Raw genomic sequence first — 17,799 nt, forward strand, 5'->3', positions numbered from 1 at the left:
AGGAGCCGGCGTGAGCGACCAGCCGGCTGAGGTTCTTGCTCCCGACATATTGGGGTTGATCCGGCGGTTGCATCATTCCCTTGAGCGCTCAGGCCTGCCGTACGCCTTCGGCGGTGCGCTGGCGTTGGCGTGGTGCATTCCCGAGCCGCGTACAACCCGAGATGTGGACCTCAACATCTTCATCGAGGCCGAGTCCGCGGAGGTTGCGGTGGCTGCGCTGCCCCCCGAGATCGTCGCCACCGATGCCGCAAAGTCCGAACTGCGCACGACGGGCCAAACGCGTCTGATGTGCGACACCATTCCGGTCGATGTCTTCCTCACGAATGATCCGTTTCACACCGAAGTGGCAACACGCGTCGTCCAGCATCCGTTCCTGGGCGAGCAGATGCCGTTCCTGTGCTGCTCAGACCTCGCCGTTTTCAAGGCGTTCTTCGACCGGCGAAAGGACTGGTTCGACCTGGGCGAGATGTTCGAAGCGCGCTCGATCGATCTGGCAGAGATGACAACGCTCATCGCAGAACTGCTGGAGGATCCCGACGACCATCGCATCGCCCAGCTTCGCCAAGCACACGACGACGGAGAGCGCACACGACTCCGCCGCGCCGCCAGCGATGACGGAAGTTCTTGAAGGCTTCACGGCGCTGGCAGCCTGATGGGGCCATCACAACTCGGCAGCGACGCAGTTGATTTCTGCTGTCTGAGCGGCAGCGACCAGCTTGTCCTTGGTGGCCGCGCCCGCGGTGATGCTGAGGCTCATCTGAACGTGGACGGCGTCATCATCCACGGCGTTCGCTACCGCCAGAAGGAACTGCCGCACGGCGTCACGGGGACTGCTGTCGTCCCGCAGTGATTGCGTGACCGAGGCACTCACCCGAAACTCGGTGCGCTCTGGGGGAGGTGGATCAACCGGAGGGTCCGGGCCGACCGGCGGATCAATGACTACTGGGGGGTCGCCACCGTCGGGATCATCGGTTGATTCCTGCGCCGGTTGGCGGATCCGCAGATCGGTCGACCCCAGGTTGAGGTGCCCCTCGTTGGCCACCTGCCGCACTTGGTCGCCGGAGTCGACGATCTCGATATCGCCACCCGATACTGCCTCGAACAGGGCCCGGCGCAGGTCGCCTTCGCCCCCCGGCAGCAGCGGCAGTCGGGGCGCCTTCCAGAAGTCGTCTCGAATCTCGCACAGCGGGCGGTTCCAGTCGTTGGTCCGCAGGTTGTGCATCAGCGCCTGCCGGTCGAGGTCACCGGCTGCGAACGCCTTGCCGGCCTCCTGCAATGCCGACCACACCACCGAACCGTCGAGCGCCGACTGATTCTCGGACTGGAATCGGATATCGCGCATGACACGCCCGTCGGGCCCCTCGGCCAGGTACAGCACATGCGCGTACGCCTTGTTGACAAGGCTCCCAAACCGGCGCTGCGTCTCACGCGATTGGCCGCCGGCGCTCTTGGACATTTCCGCGTCTTGTTGGACCGCCGCCAACGCCAAGGTGCGTTCCCACGCGATCACATCGGCGGCAAGGTTGCGAGCTTGCCGCCGACTCTGGGTGTTGATGACCGCAAAGACCGCAGATGACGCCCACGTCATGGGCAGCGCCTCGGTACCGAGGCCCATCGCCGCTTCGGCGGCCAGACGCGTCGCCGCATCGACTCCGTTGAGCAGGCTGAACCAGCGGGAATCCAGCACCACGAGTCGGCACTTACGCGCTTGATCGATGCCTGCACTACCCAGCAGTTCACGAAGCTCAGCTGTCTCGGGGGCAACATCGAATTCGCCATCCACTGGCAATACGGCGTCGAACGGCCCGCTGTTCGCCCCCTCGAATGCCGCACGGCTGACTCGTTCGTCCCGTTCGGCGTCAGTGACCGCCTCGCGTTCTCTCCGCACGAGCATGTTCAGCGTTTGACGGGTCTCGATGTGCCACCGCTTCGGCTGCTTGCCCGACCCGGCAGTCGAGTCGACTGCGGCGAGGCCGTCAGTGGGGTGGCACAGTTCCTGCCAGACGACCTCGGCGTCGCCGTACCCGAAGGCGTTCGACGGCACGAATGATGCCGCCAGCAGCTCTGCCTCGGTGGCACCACGGCGGCCTTGGGGACGCGGGCTCAGCGAGTAGACGAACAGCGCCGTGGCCATGCGCTCGGCCGCACGAGGGTTGAGCTGCTCCCAGCCAGTGCTCGAGCGCCGCAGATCAGCCAGGCGTGCGGCGCCGCGGTCGAGGTGGTCGGGGTCGACGATGTTGCCGGCACAAATCTCGCGCAGGCTCGACTGGGTGCGCTGATCGCTGACCAGCCCCGAGTCCAGCAGCGCATCGCGCACCTCGCGAGACGACATCGGCAGGTCGCCGGGCCCGATCAGGGCCGGGGCCCACTCGCCCGCTTGGCCGCGCTGGAGCTGCTCGTAGGCAGTGGCGGCAAAAACTTGCAATGTCGAGCGCACCCGCTGGAATCCTGCCTGCTGGGACCACTCGTTCTCGGCGAGGTCGATCAGCGAGGGATGAAACGGGTAGCAGCGCCCCACGGCTTCCGCAAAGCCGCCGTCGGAATGGGGCAGCTTGCCGAAGACGTGCTCCGTCCATCGGCTCTGCATCTCCGACGTGATCCACTCGGCGCAGCGATCGGTGACTTCGCTCGGTGGGGGTCCGTCAAACAGTCGTCTTCGGATGATGTCGGCAAAATCGCCGCCGCTCGTCACCGTGGTCGCCTCGCCGTTGCGGATAAGCAGGTCCTCCAACTCGGCACGGCACTTGGCGCCGGTCTCGTTCAGGGCGATGCGGTCCTTCTCCGACGCGATCATCACCACCACCGCAGCGCAGTTGTCAACGTCGTTCACCGCATCGAGCAGTGCTCGTAAGAACGCCATGTCGTCGAGTGCGCGTTGTTCGGACTGGTTCGACACCCAGCGGATGTAATCCATGATCTCGTCGATCAGGATCAGCACGGGACGTCCGATGTCGGAGAGCGCGGCTTCGATGGCCTCCTTGTTGGGAAGCTGCCCCTTGTAGTGCTCGTACTTCTTGTACGCACCTTCGAACAGACGCCACAGGAAGCGCTCGCCGAGCGTCCGGGCCGGGCCATCGTGAGCTTCGCGCGGTGCGGGATTGTCGCAGTCCAGCACGACGCAGCGCGGGCCGCCGAGGTCCGGGGCGAGCGTTTCGCTTCCGGCGATCTCCTTGGCCTGCACCAAGACCGCCGCGCCGAGGTCGGTCGCAGCGAAGTGGCTCGGATTGTTCGCCAGATGCCAGAGCCCGATGAGCCCGTGCGATTTGCCGCCGCCCATCGCCTGGTCGAGCCGCCAGAGCGCTCGTACACGCTTCGAAGGCTCGGCTTTCGCACCCAGCCGCACCGCGATTTTGGCCATGAGGTCCACAAGGCTGCCCGTTGGGTAGGTGATCTGCCCGTAGTAGGTCGGGTCGGCATACTGCGATCGGCCCGAGGCACCGCCGAAGACCGCATCGTGCAGCGACGCTTGAACATCGTCGATGTTGCCTCGTGCGGCTTCGACCTCGGGCCGCAACTTGATGGCCTGCCACCACGGCGTCGCCCCAGATGTGGTCACGTCGGCGTGCCTCCTATGCCCATCGAGAGCTGCTCGCCCTCGTCTTGCTGCTGTCGTTGCGCCCTGCGCTCGTCTTCGGCAATCACGGCAGTGCCAGTGAGGATTGCTGTGCGATTGCGGGTCACCCAGGTCCACACGTCACCGTCTGCGTCGGTGTCGCCGAGGTCGGCAGCGAGCTGCGCCATGACCGCCCACAGCAACTCGTCGCTGGCGCTGTCGGTTGAAGCGAGCACGTCAGCAATGGTGCTAACCGACTTTCCCGCCAGCGCTACGGCGAAGGCAACATCGATGACCGCCAGCCCGGGCGCGAGTTCGGTCTTGCCGATGCCGCTTTGAGTCGCGGTGGCGAATCTGTACGTCGACTTGACCTTGTGGAGCAGTCCGCGTGTGTCGCTCTCGTCCATGTCGTGGGTGAGCCGTTCCCACCTGGGCTCTGATCCGGAGGCGGGGTTGCGCTGGTACTGGCGCGTCCAGGAAAGTGCGAATTGCGTGCGTTTGTCGAACGCCTCCAGCGGAAACGAGCCGATCCGCAAGTCGGCAATCTCTCCGACCAGCCGCCGCGCAAGAGTGAGGAAATGATCGGCCTCGACCGGCCTTCCCCTATGATCCAGCACGGCGCTATAGCGACCTGCCGCCTCCATCGCCGGCCCATAGGCAGCCATGCGCTGATCGCGCAGCGCTGCAAGCCCGGCATCGGACCACAACGGCATCCGCTCGGCGATCTCCCGGCGGATCTCTGCTTCGACATCGGCGAGTCGACCCTCACTGCGATCAGATTCCGCCGGCCGGCACGCCAGCGTGAGCGTGGTCTCGATATTGGCCTTGCCCATCTGGCTGCCGTGCTCGGTGCGCGCCGGCCATGACCCCGTCAGGATCAGGCCCGCTGCGTGAATCGCCGCAAGCAGGCCCTGCCATACCTCAGGGTCGTCGTGGCCGAACATGATCGTCACGACACCGGCGTGCTCAACCACGCGACAGGCCTCGCTGAACGCCGCCGTGATACACCGGTCATAGTGCTCCGGCGTCCGATGATCGCCGCTGCGAGCGTGCGCCATCTTGACCACTGCCTCGTCGAACTTCTCTTGAACCCCGGCCGGATTGGCAGTGACCCTCAACTCCGAGTGAGTGCTCGCCAGCGCACGCTTGAGCCACACATAGAAGTAGTCAGACGAATCCGAATACTCGACCATCGAGCTATAGGGCGGATCGGTCACGACTGCGTTCAATGTGCCGGAACCAAGCGCCAGTGCCGCTGCACTTCCACGTTCAAGCGATGCCGAAGTTCCACTGGCTCTGCCAAGCTGATGACGAAGAGCGTTGATGGAAAGTGTGGTGACAGAACGCCAGGTTCCGGGACCTCTGGCGCATCCAACTTCCAAGTAGTCGTTCCCGAAGGGAACCACGGCCCCGTTCGCATATATGTCACGGACACAATCTCGGCCAATGTGAAGCGCAGCACCTCTCGTTCGAAATCGGAGCAGACGCACCAAGACTGAGGCGGCGTATCTGGCGAGAACACTGGTGTAAGCACCAGTTGACTCGATGGCACCAAGGATGGTCTCGGAAACCGCTTCAATAGATCGCGCTAAATCGGCTCTTCGCGTTTGAGGGTGGAGTTGGTGGTGTGAGGGTCCCGGTGTGAACGCGGGGGATCCCCCAGAATCGGAGGTGTCTATGCCGCCGAGTCCTGGAGGATCCCCGTGGAGAGCGACCCTACGCGTGTCAATGAGCTGCTGGTCGGACTCGGCGCCGATGTGGAAGCGGTGTCGGTGGGCGACGAGCCGGGCCGGCCGTTGAGGGTCCTGGTGCGGCTTCGTTCGCCGCGGCCGGTGTGCGGGTCCTGCGGCGGGTCTGTGTGGTCGAGCGGCGTCAGGCGTGTGGAGCTGGTGGACCTGGGGCGTTCGGGCGGCCGGTGCGGCTGGTGTTGGCAAAGCGCCGCTGGCGGTGCCCGAATGGGGACTGCGCGGTGGGGACGTTTACTGAGCAGTCGCCAGAGATAGCGCCGCCGCGGGCGCGTTTGACGTCGCGGGCAGCGCGCTGGGCGACGCGTCGGGTGGGGCGGGGCCGCACCGTCAAAGAGATCGCCGCGGAGCTGGGCTGCAATTGGCACACCGTGATGAGAGAAGTGCGGCGCTGGGGAACAGCGCTGCTCGCAGCCGCCCGTCCTTCCGCGATAGCACCCTCGTACACATGCAGCTCGTAGTCGTCGGCCTCGTTCGGGTCGTACAGCCGGCCGCCTCGCAACAAATCGGGTGCCACATGCATTCCGACGGCCTCGGCCAGTTCCCCGAAGGCATCCTCACCAGGTCCGAGTACCACCGCTTCGGCAGCCGAGGCCACCCCTGCCAACTTCGCTTGCTGCTTTGCGGCGCTGCTGGTCGCCACCAGTCGCAGTTTCTCCCCGGCGTTCGGCACGAGCGATTCGGGCAGCTCCATGTGCTTGCCGCCGAGCAGCCAGAACCCCGTATCTGCGGCAGCAGACCGCTCGAAGGTGATTGCGCTGGCGGAAGCAGCGACGCTCGCAAAGCGCTCGACGACATGCGGGTTGATGCGCTCCAGCCGATCGTCGTGCAGCACCTGGTGCGCCGCCCCCAACTCGACGGGACTGTGCAGATGCGCCTCTGCGTTGCTCTGACGCTCGTGCGCTTGCCGAAGCCGCTCGGCAGTGATCCGACCGACCGCCTCCAACGCAGCTGACTGCGCGCTGTCTCCCTCAAAGCACCGACCGAGCATCTGCGCCAGATCGGGCACGCTCGCTTCATCGAACGTTTGCTCGGTGATCAGGCGGAGGCTGTCGAACATCTTGCCGTCGAGCTCATTGGCTGCCGCAACCAGGTTGTCGAGCAGCCGGGCCAAGGCGTCGCCTTCTCGCGTGTCGGTGGCGACGATGTTGTAGAGGCGAACGTCGCGGCCCTGACCGATGCGGTGGATCCGGCCCATGCGCTGCTCCAGGCGCACGAGCGACCACGGGATATCCTAGTTCACCAGCACATGGGCGCTCTGCAGGTCGATGCCCTCATTGCCGGCGTCGGTGGAAATCAGCACCTCGAACTTGCCGGAGGCGAACTGCGCTCGGGTCTCGTCACGAATGGCGTGGGAATCGCGGCCCGAATATGTCCGCGCCGTGAAGCCTGCCGACACGAACCGATCACGCAGCCAATCCGCTGTGTCGGCGTACTCGGTGAATACCACTGCCAGTTCACCCGAACCGGCAGTGATGCCGTTCGGCACGAGGCATTCCTCGACCATGCGTGGCCACTTGGACGCCCTGACTCCGTCAAGCTGGGCGAGGTCCGTGTCCAGCCGCTGCAGCACCTGGGCGATTTCCCGGCGCTCTGCGCGTGTGTCGATCGAGTCCTCGTTGACCACCCGCGCTTCAGACGCCGCTTCGTCGTCTTCGCCATTCGGGTCTGCCTCGCGAGCAGCATCGGCGGGACTCTGGATACCGATGCGATCCATGCGGCGACGCAACGTCTCCGCCAGCGAATACAGCGACGATGCTGCGCGTTTGCCATACACCATGCGCGCCAAGCTCTGCGCGGCGGGCGGGAAGTAGCGGCTGACCAGCGAGAGTGCTTCGTCGTAGTAAGCCCGCTCGGCGGCGTTCAGCGGGACCCTCACGTTGTCGGCGCGCCGGGCCAGAAAGAGCCGCTCGCCGTCGAAGCCGACCAGTTCTTCTTTCATGCGCCGCAAGAAGTGCATAGCGCCGGGCGTCAACTTGCTCGTCGGCTGCTCGTCGTTCACGTCATCCACGACCGGGAAGACCTCAGGGTCGACGAGGTGCATGAGCGATCGGAACAGCCACTCGTTGCCGCGATGCGGTGTCGCTGTCATGAGTACGGCGCGAGGCGCGCCGCGACACAGCATCTGCCCGACGCGCCAAAGAGTCTGCGCCGTGGGAGTCAGCCGATGCGCTTCGTCGATGATGACGGCATCCCAGCCCGCGGCATCGGGGTGGATGGCTTCATAGACCGCGGGGTTGACCGCTGCCAGTTCCATCGAAACCACCCACAGCTCATTCGGGCCGGAGAGCGCGCCCTCACGCGCCGTCGCAGCGGTGATGCGGCGCAGGCCGCCGCCCAGAAAGCGCTCGAAGTCGAGTTGCCACTTACTGACGAGGTGAGCGGGGCACACCACGAGCGCCCGCCGGACGTGACCCAGCCGCTGTGCTTCCCGCAGCCACAGGCCGCCCATGATCGTCTTGCCGGTGCCCGGTTCATCGGCCAGCAGGAACCGCAGCATGGGCTGGCGCAGCATGTTCCCGTACACCGCTTCGCTCTGATGGGCATAGGGCCGCAGCGGGCTGCTCGCCAGCGCGGAGGGATACGGTGAACCGCAAGTGTGGCGCATCCATGCCGCCCACATGCCGGCAAGCGCTGCAACTGGGGCGGCACCGGCGTCGGGGACGAGCACCTCGACCTGCGCAGCCTCGGCCGGGGCCAAGTCAATCTGGCGCAGCCCGCCGTCCGGGTCGGTCACGAACAGGCGCGTGCCGCCCGTGCCGTCTGGCAGCAGCACCGCTCCGCTCACGGTCACGAACTCGGGCTCGCCTCGGAGTCGGATGCGCTGGCCGGCCTCGAAGGTCACGCGGACAGGTTAGGACCAAGCACCCTCCAGGCCGAGAGGTGGCTTGGGCACGGGCGTCGTGACCCTTGCGATGAACTCGCCGCCGAACTCCATCGAAAGTTTCGACATTGCTGCAGTCACGCCTCAGCCGCTGTGTGCGTGATATTGAACATTATTGAAATATACTGAAATAAACTATTATTATTCACCTGCTCAGCCTGCCGCTCAAGGGAGCCTCAATGTCCGAGCAACATCGAAGCCGCATCTATGCTTGGATTCGCGATCAGCACGACGAACCCACTGCGGAGTACCTCATGTCCTGCTTGGCACCATCGCCGGTGTCTGACCTCGTCACCAAGGAATTCTTGGCTGCCGAACTGTCGCGTTTCGCCACCAAAGAAGAGATGGGCGCCGGCTTTGCCGCGCTGCGCCGCGAGTACGCAGATCAGCGAGCCGAGGACCGCCGCGAACACGCAGCCCAGCGAACAGAAGACCAACGCGCCGCCCAGCACCGCCACTACTGGCAGATGGGCGTGATACTCGCGGCTGCCACGCCGATCTGGCTCGACGCCTTCGGCATCATCGGCTGAAGTTCTTGGTCGGCCTGCCGGGCGACTCGGCGTGGTTTCCTCGCACCAGATCGGCAGGCGAGCTGATCTGCTGCGGGAATCAGCGCGCGTCGCTGGATGAGCGGCTGTCTCGTCGCTGGGTCAGGACCAGGGATCCTCGGGGCCGGGCGGCGGCTTGGGCGCCGGAGTCGTCGCCTGCGCGATGACCTGGGCAGCCGCGGCCACACCGGAGGCGCCGGTGGGCGCGTCGATGGCCGCGAGCGTGGCCTCGATGGTGCCGAGCGTGCCGAGCAGCATCGGCGGGTTGAGATGGCCCATGTGCCCGATGCGGAATTCGGCGTCGGCGTTGCCGGTGATGCTGAGCCCCAGCGTGAGGCCCGCTTCGCTCTCGCACGTGGCACGCAGCTGCTGCGCCGACACCTCGCCGGTTCTGATCATCGTTACGGAGTTCGACCGATGCGCAGGGTCCAACACGTTCAACTCGAGGCCGCCGGGTGTGGACCACGCCTCGACCGCTGCGTGTATCGCACTTGCCATCACGCGGTGGCGTTCCCAGACGTTTTCGAGGCCTTCTTCGTCGATCATGTCGAGCGCCTCGGCGAGGCCCCAGAGGTGCTGGACCGGCGGCGTGCCGCAGAAGATCCAGTAGTGCGCATCGGGATCAGTTCGTCGCGTCCAATCCCAATACGCAGTGCGGAGATCGGCTCGCTGGTGGGCCTCCCAGGCCTTGGGTCCGACCCACACCATGCCGAGGCCCGGTGGCACCATCAGGCCCTTCTGACTGCCGGCCACCGTGACGTCCACACCCCACGCGTCCATCTCGAAGAGTTCGCACCCCAGCGAGGCCACGCAGTCGGCCATCAGCAGGGCCGGGTGGTCGGCGTCGTCCATGGCACGACGCACCGCGGCGATGTCGTTGCACACTGACGACGCAGTGTCGGTCTGCGCAACGAGCACTGCGGCGAATTCCCGCCCGACATCGGCTCGCAGCCGTTCAGTCACGGCATCTGGGTGGATCGCCGCCCGGTCGGCCGCATGCAGCACCTCGAACTTGACGCCGCTCTGAGCCGCCATCTCGGCCCAGTTGGTGGCGAAGTGCCCCACCTCGAGCACGAGCACCTTGTCGCCACGCGACAGCGTGTTGGTGATGGCCATCTCCCAAGCGCCATGGCCGTTGGAGATGGAGATGTAGGCCCGGTGCTCGGTGCGGGCCAGAACCGGCAGCCGCTCCAGCAGGGAGTAGGTGAGGTCCACCACCTCGCCTTCGTAGATGTTCGGGATCGAGCGGTGCATGGCCGACAGCACCCGGTCGGGAATGACCGACGGGCCGGGAATCATGACCAGCGGACGTCCGTATCGCATCGACATTGCATCTCCCTTCGACGATGACGCAACAACAGCACACCGCCGAGAACACCAAGCCTACGAACGGCCTGGGCGCTGACCTGCACGCATTCGCATGTCATCTGCCCGCACCTGGCGACACCCGAGCGGCGCTACTGACGCATGGACGCAATTGCGGTCCGGTCCGCCATTTGCGGCGGGCGTAGGCTTCGCTCAATCTCCCAGAACAGAAGGCGGAGTTGTTCGATGAGCGGCAGCGCACTGATCCACCCATTCTCGGTCCTCGCACAGCATGAGAACGAGTACATCAAGATCGTCTCGGGCGAGGGCGTCATCCTGCGCGATGACGCCGGAAACGAGTACATCGACGCACTCGCCAGCCTGTGGCTGTGTCAAATCGGCCATGGCAATCGCACCGTCATCGACGCCATCAACGCACAGCTCGAACAACTGCAGACGTACAACACGTTCGCGCCTTTCTCGAACGGCCCCGCTGTCGAAGTGTCCGAGATGGTGCGTGCGCGCTCTCAGCATCCCGACGGCCGCGTGTTTCTGGGCTGCTCGGGCTCCGAAGCTGTCGACACGGTGCTGAAGTTCGCTCGGCGAATCCATCAACTGCGCGGCGACGCCGACCGGCAGATCATCGTGCGGCGCACCGGCGGCTATCACGGCGTGAACGTCGGCGGCACGAGCGTGCAAGGCATCGAGCCGATCCGATCGGGCTGGGGCGATCTGCTTCCCCACGTGGTCGAGATCCCCAACGACGACGTCGAGCCGGCGGCTCAGCTGTTCGCCGAGCACGGCGACCGTATCGCCGCCGTCATCTCCGAGCCCATTCAGGGTGCCGGTGGCGTGATCCTGCCGCCGGACGGTTACTTCGAGGGCCTGCGTCGCCTGTGCGATGAGCACGGCGCCCTGCTCATCTTCGACGAGGTGATCTGCGGTTTCGGACGCACCGGCTCATGGTTCGGCGGTCAGACCTTCGGCGTGACGCCTGACATGTTCACATTCGCCAAGGGCGTCACCTCGGGCTATATCCCACTGTCGGGCGTCGTTGTGTCTCGCGAAATCGCCGAATTGCTGGAATCAGACCCCGAGAAGTTCATGCACGGCTACACGTACTCGGGGCATCCCACGGCATGCGCCGCTGGTGTCGCCAACATCGGCGTCATTGAGTCGGAAGGACTTGTCGAGCGAGCGAGCTACATCGGCACCAAGATGGAAGAAGGCTTCCAGGCGCTGCAAGGCGACGGAATGCTCGCGGGCTACCGGGGCCTCGGGGCAATCTGGGCAGCCGATCTCGGCTACGACGCCGCCGAGACTCGTGAAGCGTTTCTCAAGCGCGGCGTCATCTCGCGTCCGGTCGCGAACGCCCTCATGTTCTGCCCGCCGCTCATCATTTCTGACGCCGAGATCGGGCAGATCTTCGACCGACTCGAAGACGCAATTCGAGCAACCTCGCCGGTCACCGCCTAGCTCTGGTTCGCAGGCGCCTCCGGGCAGCTGAGCACGGGCGCGCTCGTCGGTGCGAGACTGAGACAGACGCAACTGGGGCGGTAAGGCCGGCTCGCCCGGGTTGTGATGCGCGCATGACGGCCGTTGAAAGCTGAGCGACCATGGAGACTGCTGAGACACGGGCGTTGATGGAGCGTTACTACGCCGCGCTGACAACGGCCGATCAGAACACGATGCTGGAATGCCTCGACCCTGAAGTCACCTGGGTGCTGCCCCCCACGGCCGCGCAGGGCAATGCCGTCGACACGATGACGGGGGCAAACGAGGTGGTAGAGGCCTTGGGAGGTCGTGTCGTCAGGCAGACCTTCGACATCTCCCAGCCGATCAGCGTCGAGGTACGCAGGATGATCGTTGACGGCGGTACCGCCGTGGTGCAGCAGCGGCTGACGGCCACCGCCAAGGCCACTGGCCTCGAGTACGACAACCAGTACTGCTGGGTGTACGACTGCCGCGACGGCTTGATCGCCCACATGGAGGAATACACCGACACGCTGTACGCAGCACAGCGGATGGGCTGGGACCTCGACGCCTGACCGACTCGGCTGTGCCCTCGGGCACGACCACGGCCTCACTCGGCACAATCGATCACCATCAATACCGACCACGATCAATACCGATCAATACAGACAGACCCAAGAGCATCAGGAGCGGCTGCCGTGAGCACTTACGACATCGTCATCAAGGACGGCATGATCTTCGACGGCACCGGAGCACCCAGGGTGCGCGGCGACGTCGGGATCGCGGGCAGCAAGATCGCCGCCACAGGGCGTGTCGACGCCCGCGAGGGTGCCAAGGTCGTGGACGCCTCGGGCATGCACATCGCCCCCGGCTTCGTCGACCTGCACACCCACTACGACGCGCAGGTGTTCTGGGACCCCTACTGCACGCTGTCGGGCTGGCACGGCATTACGTCGGTGGCCATCGGCAACTGCGGCTTCGGATTCGCCCCAGTCGACCCCGACATGCGCGAGTACGCCATGCGCTCGATGACCCGGGTCGAGGCCATTCCCTACGAATCGATGCGCCAAGGCATGCCGTGGGACTGGGTGACGTTCCCGGAATACCTCGACAGCCTCGAGCGCACCCCCAAGGCGCTCAACATCCTGCCGTACGTGCCGATCGGGCCGATGCTGGTGATGGTGCTGGGTCTCGACGACGCCAAGGACGGCCGCATGCCGACGGTGGGCGAGCACGAGATGCTGGCCAAGCTGGTACACGAGGCGATGGATGCGGGCGGTTGTGGCTGGTCTGCCCAGCGGCTGCCTCCGACCGGTCCCGCCGCGGTACAGCGCGACTGGGACGGCACGCCGATGCCGACCGACATGATGAACGACGAGACAGCACTGGTGCTGGCCCGGGTTCTGGCCGAGCGCAACGAGGGCGTCGTGCAGATGACGCTCACGAGCGGCAACGTGGCCCACGACCTCGCCCACCTCGAGGAGATCGCATCGATCAGCGGCCGTCCTCTGCTGCACAACGTGGTGCAGGCGTTCGAGGACAAGCCGAACATCCACCGCCGCCAGATCGAATGGCTGGAACGCTGCCGCGAGCAGGGCGTACCGGTTTACGGCCAGGGCGTCACCAGCGATGCGGGCTTCACCTTCACCCTCGAAGACTGGAACCTCTACGACGACTCCGAGGCCTGGATGGAAGCCTGCATGGGCGACAAGGCCGAACGGCTGGTGAAGATGGCCGATCCGCAGCGTCGTCAGGCGCTCAAGGACACGCTGCCCCGTACGGCGACCGCGCCGCTCGAGACCGTGACGATCCTGTCGCCGCGCACCGAATCGACCGAGCGGTACCGGGAGATGTCGGTGGGCCAAGCGGCCGAGATTGCCGGCAAGCACCCAGTGGATCTCATGCTCGACGTGGCGGTGACCGACGGGCTGGACACGCTGTTCTTCGTGGCGCCGCCGCAGGGCAACTCAAACCTGCTGCGTGACGTGGTGCAGTACCCGCACATGCTGTTCGGCGTGTCCGACGGCGGGGCGCACACCAAATTCCTCACGGCGGGCCGCTACCCCACCGAGACGCTGACCTCCCACGTGCGCGAGAACCACTGGATTACCTACGAGGAAGCCCACCGGCGCCTGTCGGCGCTGCCCGCACAGCTCGCCGGGTTCCGTGACCGGGGCCTGATCCGCCACGGCGGACCCGCAGACGTGCTGGTGTACGACCCGGAGAACCTCGAGATCGGGCCCAACGAGGTCGTCCACGATCTTCCGGGCGGCGAGTGGCGGCGAGTCCAGCGGGCCAGCGGTTACCGCAGCGTCATCGTGAACGGCCAGGAAACCATCTCCGAAGACACCCAAACCGAGACCTACAGCGGCCAGCTCCTCCGCCACGGCGGCTGAGCGGCCCCAGCAAGAATTCTCCTTGCACCGCGGCCCATAGCGGCGGTGCCGCTACATTGATGGCACACCCACCTGCGAACATACGTAGCGGAGCCCACGCCCAAAGCAGGTGCGCCGACGCCAGTCAGCACGCTTGGCACAACGACGAGGCGCACCGATGAGCGACACAGACACGCAGTACGACGACATCGAGGTGATCGTGCTGAACGACGACGAGGTGCGCATCGCGGTCGACAACGCGCTCGCCGAGGCCGGTTGCACATGGGAAGAACTCCAAGCACAGGCGGCGGAGGGGTGCTTCACAAGCGAACTCGCTCGGCGCACTTGGTTCATCGTCTCGACTTTTGAGCCGTCAACCGCCTGACCTGCCGAGACAGGCCAGAGCCTTCGCGGAAGAACTGACCGCAACGCTCAACGGCACTGTGACTAACGGCATCCGTCTCTCAGTGATGATGGATGCCTCAGGGCGCGCCGTGATCGGCTACCGGCTGAAGAAAAGCGACCTCCACGGCGAGGCAATTGACCTGAATCTCGCAAGGTCACCGGCCCGACTCCGGCTGCTTCTCCATCACACGCCCGTGCTCGACGAGTCGAATCAGCACCTCACAACAGACAAGAGCTCGTACACACTCGCGACTGCTGACAGCAACTCGGCTGCCCTCACGTACGACTACGTCCGGGATCCACCCAACAAGTACCCGGAAGCGCATCTCCACATCGACGGTGAAGCGCAGGGCCTCCAGCGCATGCTCATCTCAAGCGACCGTTCCAAGAACCGACCAGTGCACCTCCATTTGCCGGTTGGCGGACGCAGGTGCAGGCCGAGTCTCGAAGATCTGATCGAGTTCTGCATTCTCGAAGAACTGGTAACTCCCCGCCCCAACTGGCAGAGAGCGCTCGATGCCTCGCGGGACCGGTTCCACCTTCAACAACTGCGTGCTGCAGTGCGCCGCAACCCGGATGAAGCAGCGAGCGTCCAACGCGACCTCGGATGGACAGCCTCTGCGCCAAGCGGATAGGGTCCGCGCGTGGTTGCTGAGGGGTACTCGCTGGAAGAGCGAGGCGAGCGAACCCGCGTGAACGTCGGGGGGCGCATGCGGCGTCCCTGCGGTACTTGGGCAGCATTTCAACGTCACAGGAACCATGGCGAGGAACCCTGTTCAGCGTGCGCCGAGGCCGCGAGCCGCTGGAAGAAGTACGAAGCGGCACGCAATGAGTACAAGCGCCAACGAAAGGTTGGTGCATCGATGGCCGAGCTCGGTCGACTCAACGAGAAGAGACTCACGCTTGAACTCGAATATCGGTCTCTTGAGACGCCAGCCGACACACCGCAACCACCAAGCCGCCGCTGGAAGGTCTATCGACTCAGTTTCGAGAACGGTCAGCAGTACGTGGGCATCACCAGCCGGCTAGTCGGGGTCAGAGTGACAGAGCATGTCTCAGGCGACACGAGACTCACCGGCGGCTCGAAGAAGATGAGCAGGCTTGTGGCGGCAGGAGTCGACTACAAATTCGAAACACTCGCTTCTGGCTTGACGGAGAGCGAGGCCGAAGCACTCGAGTACGAAGAGATCGCCGAACTGACCGAGTCTCTCAATGTTCACAAGAGGAGCGGTCCATGAACGCCGCGAACGGCGGCCTCTAATGCGAGACTGGTCGGGCCTACTAGGCGACGGAAACAACAGCCCAGGGGGAACTATGACGACCTACGCCGGTGAGCGATTCATTCATGACACCGACAGCCACCTCATGGAACCGGTGGACTGGCTGGCGAACTACGCCGATGGGGCGACTGCTGAGAAGCTGAGAGATCTCAGCCTGGCTGGCGGGGGCGACACGGCCACGCTCGAACTCGTGGAACAGTGCTGGGAGCGGCGCAACGATCCCGACGAGACGGCGAAGCTGGTGGCCGACGTGGTCAACGGGCCGAAGGGCTACTTCGCCTATGGCTCCATGGATGCCAACGAGCGTGTGGGAGCTCTCGACCAGCTGGGATTCGCCAGCCAACTGGTGTTCACGACGTTTGCGCACACCCAGTTCCATGGGCGCAAAGACCTCGACTTGGTGTACGGCGGCGCCTCGGCGCACAACCGCGGTATCGCGGACTTCTGCTCGGTCGACCCGCGGCTGCTCGGTGTGGCGTTTGTGCCGCTCGAGGATCCGGAACGGACGATTGAATGCGCCCGCGAGGCCATCGAGGCTGGGTGTCGGGCTGCGTGGATTCCCCACGGCGTGCCAACTGAGCTGAGCCCGACACATCCGGACTTCGATCCCCTGTGGGCGCTGCTGTCCGAAGCGAGCGTGCCCGTGCTCATGCACCTGGGGCCCAACGGCGGCAACCAGCTGCCGAAGACGTACCACAACAACGGCCGGAACCCCGGCAAGGACTTCGTCGGCGGCGGTGAGAACCTGCGCGCGAAGGATTTCCTGAACCTGTTCCACGATGCCGAGAACCTGCTGTCGTGCATGGTGATGGACGGCATCTTCGAGCAGTTCCCCGCGTTGCGGTGCGGGCTCATCGAACTAGGTGCGGGGTGGGTGCCGAACCTGCTGCGCTCGCTCGACAACGCCGTCTTGGCGTTCGGACGACACGAGCCCGAGTTGGCCAAGCTGACCATGGCCCCCTCGGACTACATCCGGCGCCAAGTGCGATTCACGCCGTGGCACTTCGAGGACGTGGGCTGGCTGGTGTCGAACTGCGGACCTGAGCTGTTCCTGTTCTCGTCCGACTGGCCGCACCCCGAAGGCGGCCGCGACCCGATCTCCGAGTTCCAGGCTTCGTTTACGACAGCTGGGCTCAGCGCAGGCGCCACTTCGCCGTTCTGGGCTGGCAACGCCTCATTCCTGCTCGGCGTCTAGCGCTGCTGAGGCCCACGCGGGCCGGCGGTAGATTCAGCCACAGAGCGCTGCGGGAGCCGCGTCCAGCGGCATGAATCGCGGCGCAGGAGAGCAGACATGGCTGAGAACTCGAACCAACGTGGGCAGTCCCGTACGGCCCTGCTCGTGGTGGATGTGCAACCGACCTTTTGCGAAGGCGGCGCCTTGCCCGTGGAAGGCGGCAATGACGTGGCCGCGCGAGTGGCGGACCTGCTGGCCGGCGAGCACGGCTACGACTTGGTGGTGACTACCCAGGACTGGCACATCGACCCCGGCGACCACTTCAGCAACGAGCCTGATTTCGTCGACACGTGGCCTCCGCACGGCGTGGCCGGCACCGCCGAGGCTGAGTTGCATCCCGCACTCGACCCGGTCGTTGATCGGATTGATGCCAGGCTGCGCAAGGGCATGGACGCCGCCGCGTATTCCGGTTTCGAAGGCATCGACGACAACGGTCGGACTCTGGACGACGTGCTGGCCGCTGCGGGCATCACCAACGTCGACGTAGTTGGGCTGGCATTCGACCACTGCGTGCGCGCCACCGCCGTCGATGCCGCCGCTAACGGCTACGCCACCACGGTGCTTGATGACCTCGTGGCCTCCGTCGCTCCTGAGACTGACGCCGTCGCGCGCACCCAACTAGCCGACGCCGGAATCACCGTCATCGCCTCTCGCTGAGCCGTCATCCCCCGAGCCGGGGGGTCTTAGGAGTTCGTCTCGGCGATGCGAATGTGGTTGCGGATGACCTCGTCCATTACGAAGTGCACGAACTTCTCGCAGAAGTCGGGGTCGAGGCCCTCTTCGGTGGCGAGCTGGCGCAACCCGTCGATCTGCTCGTGCTCACGTATCGGATCGACCGGCGGCATTCCATTGGCCGCCTTGTGCATGCCGACGGCGTGCGTGATGCGGAATCGCTCTGCAAGCAGGCGAACCAGGGCAGCGTCGACCTCGTCGATGCTGCGGCGGTAGGCAGCGAGCTCGTCGTCGGACATCGGCCCTGTTTCTAGCCCATCGAGCC

17 protein-coding genes are annotated in these 17,799 nt (G+C 65.2%); 12 read left to right on the plus strand and 5 right to left on the minus strand.

Annotated elements, in window-relative coordinates; genetic code table 11:
* Window positions 1-10 precede the first annotated feature (10 nt).
* Window positions 11-628: a hypothetical protein gene (locus ACQY5K_RS09225; protein ID WP_428122287.1), complete on the plus strand. Its 618-nt coding sequence runs from the start codon at window positions 11-13 to the stop codon at window positions 626-628.
* A gap of 33 nt (window positions 629-661) precedes the next feature.
* Here ACQY5K_RS09225 and ACQY5K_RS09230 read toward each other — a convergent pair whose 3' ends face one another.
* Window positions 662-3,556 (minus strand): DUF499 domain-containing protein, encoded by a 2,895-nt coding sequence (locus ACQY5K_RS09230; protein WP_428122289.1) that lies wholly within the window; start codon window positions 3,554-3,556, stop codon window positions 662-664.
* Window positions 3,553-4,770: a hypothetical protein gene (locus tag ACQY5K_RS09235; protein WP_428122291.1), complete on the minus strand. Its 1,218-nt coding sequence runs from the start codon at window positions 4,768-4,770 to the stop codon at window positions 3,553-3,555. The genes ACQY5K_RS09230 and ACQY5K_RS09235 overlap by 4 nt, the downstream gene beginning before the upstream one ends.
* A 752-nt stretch (window positions 4,771-5,522) precedes the next feature.
* Here ACQY5K_RS09235 and ACQY5K_RS09240 point away from each other — a divergent pair.
* Together ACQY5K_RS09240 and ACQY5K_RS09245 are read left to right on the plus strand one after the other, a co-directional pair.
* Window positions 5,523-5,759 carry a helix-turn-helix domain-containing protein gene (locus ACQY5K_RS09240; protein WP_428122293.1) on the plus strand — a complete coding sequence of 79 codons (237 nt, stop codon included), beginning with the start codon at window positions 5,523-5,525 and terminating at the stop codon, window positions 5,757-5,759.
* 56 nt (window positions 5,760-5,815) lie between these two features.
* On the plus strand, window positions 5,816-6,253 hold the full coding sequence (locus ACQY5K_RS09245; protein WP_428122296.1) for a hypothetical protein: 438 nt from the start codon (window positions 5,816-5,818) through the stop codon (window positions 6,251-6,253).
* Between the two features lie 279 nt (window positions 6,254-6,532).
* Here ACQY5K_RS09245 and ACQY5K_RS09250 read toward each other — a convergent pair whose 3' ends face one another.
* Window positions 6,533-8,143 carry an SNF2-related protein gene (locus ACQY5K_RS09250; protein WP_428122298.1) on the minus strand — a complete coding sequence of 537 codons (1,611 nt, stop codon included), beginning with the start codon at window positions 8,141-8,143 and terminating at the stop codon, window positions 6,533-6,535.
* 218 nt (window positions 8,144-8,361) lie between these two features.
* On the opposite strand from ACQY5K_RS09250, the gene ACQY5K_RS09255 reads away from it, so the two are divergent.
* Window positions 8,362-8,712: a hypothetical protein gene (locus ACQY5K_RS09255; protein ID WP_428122300.1), complete on the plus strand. Its 351-nt coding sequence runs from the start codon at window positions 8,362-8,364 to the stop codon at window positions 8,710-8,712.
* A 120-nt stretch (window positions 8,713-8,832) separates the two neighbouring features.
* On the opposite strand, the gene ACQY5K_RS09260 is transcribed toward ACQY5K_RS09255, so the two are convergent.
* A complete protein-coding gene (locus ACQY5K_RS09260; RefSeq protein ID WP_428122303.1) occupies window positions 8,833-10,059 on the minus strand; it encodes a pyridoxal-phosphate-dependent aminotransferase family protein in 1,227 nt (408 codons plus the stop codon).
* A 222-nt stretch (window positions 10,060-10,281) separates the two neighbouring features.
* Between ACQY5K_RS09260 and ACQY5K_RS09265 the strand changes: the two genes are divergently transcribed.
* The 8 genes from ACQY5K_RS09265 to ACQY5K_RS09300 all read left to right on the plus strand — a co-directional run bounded on the left by ACQY5K_RS09265 (window position 10,282) and on the right by ACQY5K_RS09300 (window position 17,459).
* Window positions 10,282-11,511 carry an aspartate aminotransferase family protein gene (locus tag ACQY5K_RS09265; RefSeq protein ID WP_428122305.1) on the plus strand — a complete coding sequence of 410 codons (1,230 nt, stop codon included), beginning with the start codon at window positions 10,282-10,284 and terminating at the stop codon, window positions 11,509-11,511.
* A gap of 140 nt (window positions 11,512-11,651) precedes the next feature.
* Entirely contained in the window at window positions 11,652-12,083 is a 432-nt protein-coding gene (locus ACQY5K_RS09270) for a nuclear transport factor 2 family protein (RefSeq protein ID WP_428122307.1), read from the plus strand.
* 123 nt (window positions 12,084-12,206) lie between these two features.
* Window positions 12,207-13,904, plus strand: coding sequence for an N-acyl-D-amino-acid deacylase family protein (locus ACQY5K_RS09275; protein WP_428122310.1), 1,698 nt, complete (start codon window positions 12,207-12,209; stop codon window positions 13,902-13,904).
* 157 nt (window positions 13,905-14,061) lie between these two features.
* Window positions 14,062-14,268 (plus strand): hypothetical protein, encoded by a 207-nt coding sequence (locus ACQY5K_RS09280; RefSeq protein ID WP_428122312.1) that lies wholly within the window; start codon window positions 14,062-14,064, stop codon window positions 14,266-14,268.
* A gap of 58 nt (window positions 14,269-14,326) precedes the next feature.
* Window positions 14,327-14,923, plus strand: coding sequence for a hypothetical protein (locus tag ACQY5K_RS09285; RefSeq protein WP_428122314.1), 597 nt, complete (start codon window positions 14,327-14,329; stop codon window positions 14,921-14,923).
* Window positions 14,924-15,151: 228 nt separating this feature from the next.
* Entirely contained in the window at window positions 15,152-15,526 is a 375-nt protein-coding gene (locus ACQY5K_RS09290) for a hypothetical protein (RefSeq protein WP_428122317.1), read from the plus strand.
* A 76-nt stretch (window positions 15,527-15,602) separates the two neighbouring features.
* Window positions 15,603-16,763, plus strand: a complete 1,161-nt coding sequence (locus ACQY5K_RS09295) for an amidohydrolase family protein (protein WP_428122319.1) — start codon at window positions 15,603-15,605, stop codon at window positions 16,761-16,763.
* A 96-nt stretch (window positions 16,764-16,859) separates the two neighbouring features.
* Window positions 16,860-17,459 carry an isochorismatase family protein gene (locus ACQY5K_RS09300; protein ID WP_428122322.1) on the plus strand — a complete coding sequence of 200 codons (600 nt, stop codon included), beginning with the start codon at window positions 16,860-16,862 and terminating at the stop codon, window positions 17,457-17,459.
* A 26-nt stretch (window positions 17,460-17,485) separates the two neighbouring features.
* Here the strand turns inward: ACQY5K_RS09300 and ACQY5K_RS09305 are convergent, their stop codons facing one another.
* The gene (locus ACQY5K_RS09305) at window positions 17,486-17,773 is read right to left on the minus strand and encodes a chorismate mutase (protein ID WP_428122324.1); all 288 of its coding nucleotides are present in this window, start codon (window positions 17,771-17,773) and stop codon (window positions 17,486-17,488) included.
* Between the last annotated feature and the right edge of the window lie 26 nt (window positions 17,774-17,799).

Origin of the sequence: Candidatus Poriferisodalis sp. (assembly GCF_965262965.1) — a bacterium.
GTDB lineage: Bacteria > Actinomycetota > Acidimicrobiia > Acidimicrobiales > Poriferisodalaceae > Poriferisodalis.

Excerpts from the sequence above, each read along its gene's own strand:
- ACQY5K_RS09245 (WP_428122296.1), top strand. The coding sequence starts at position 5,816 with ATGCATTCCGACGGCCTCGGCCAGTTCCCCGAAGGCATCCTCACCAGG.
- ACQY5K_RS09255 (WP_428122300.1), top strand. The coding sequence starts at position 8,362 with ATGTCCGAGCAACATCGAAGCCGCATCTATGCTTGGATTCGCGATCAG.
- ACQY5K_RS09260 (WP_428122303.1), bottom strand. The coding sequence starts at position 10,059 with ATGTCGATGCGATACGGACGTCCGCTGGTCATGATTCCCGGCCCGTCG.
- ACQY5K_RS09265 (WP_428122305.1), top strand. The coding sequence starts at position 10,282 with ATGAGCGGCAGCGCACTGATCCACCCATTCTCGGTCCTCGCACAGCAT.
- ACQY5K_RS09270 (WP_428122307.1), top strand. The coding sequence starts at position 11,652 with ATGGAGACTGCTGAGACACGGGCGTTGATGGAGCGTTACTACGCCGCG.
- ACQY5K_RS09280 (WP_428122312.1), top strand. The coding sequence starts at position 14,062 with ATGAGCGACACAGACACGCAGTACGACGACATCGAGGTGATCGTGCTG.
- ACQY5K_RS09290 (WP_428122317.1), top strand. The coding sequence starts at position 15,152 with ATGGCCGAGCTCGGTCGACTCAACGAGAAGAGACTCACGCTTGAACTC.
- ACQY5K_RS09295 (WP_428122319.1), top strand. The coding sequence starts at position 15,603 with ATGACGACCTACGCCGGTGAGCGATTCATTCATGACACCGACAGCCAC.
- ACQY5K_RS09300 (WP_428122322.1), top strand. The coding sequence starts at position 16,860 with ATGGCTGAGAACTCGAACCAACGTGGGCAGTCCCGTACGGCCCTGCTC.
- ACQY5K_RS09305 (WP_428122324.1), bottom strand. The coding sequence starts at position 17,773 with ATGTCCGACGACGAGCTCGCTGCCTACCGCCGCAGCATCGACGAGGTC.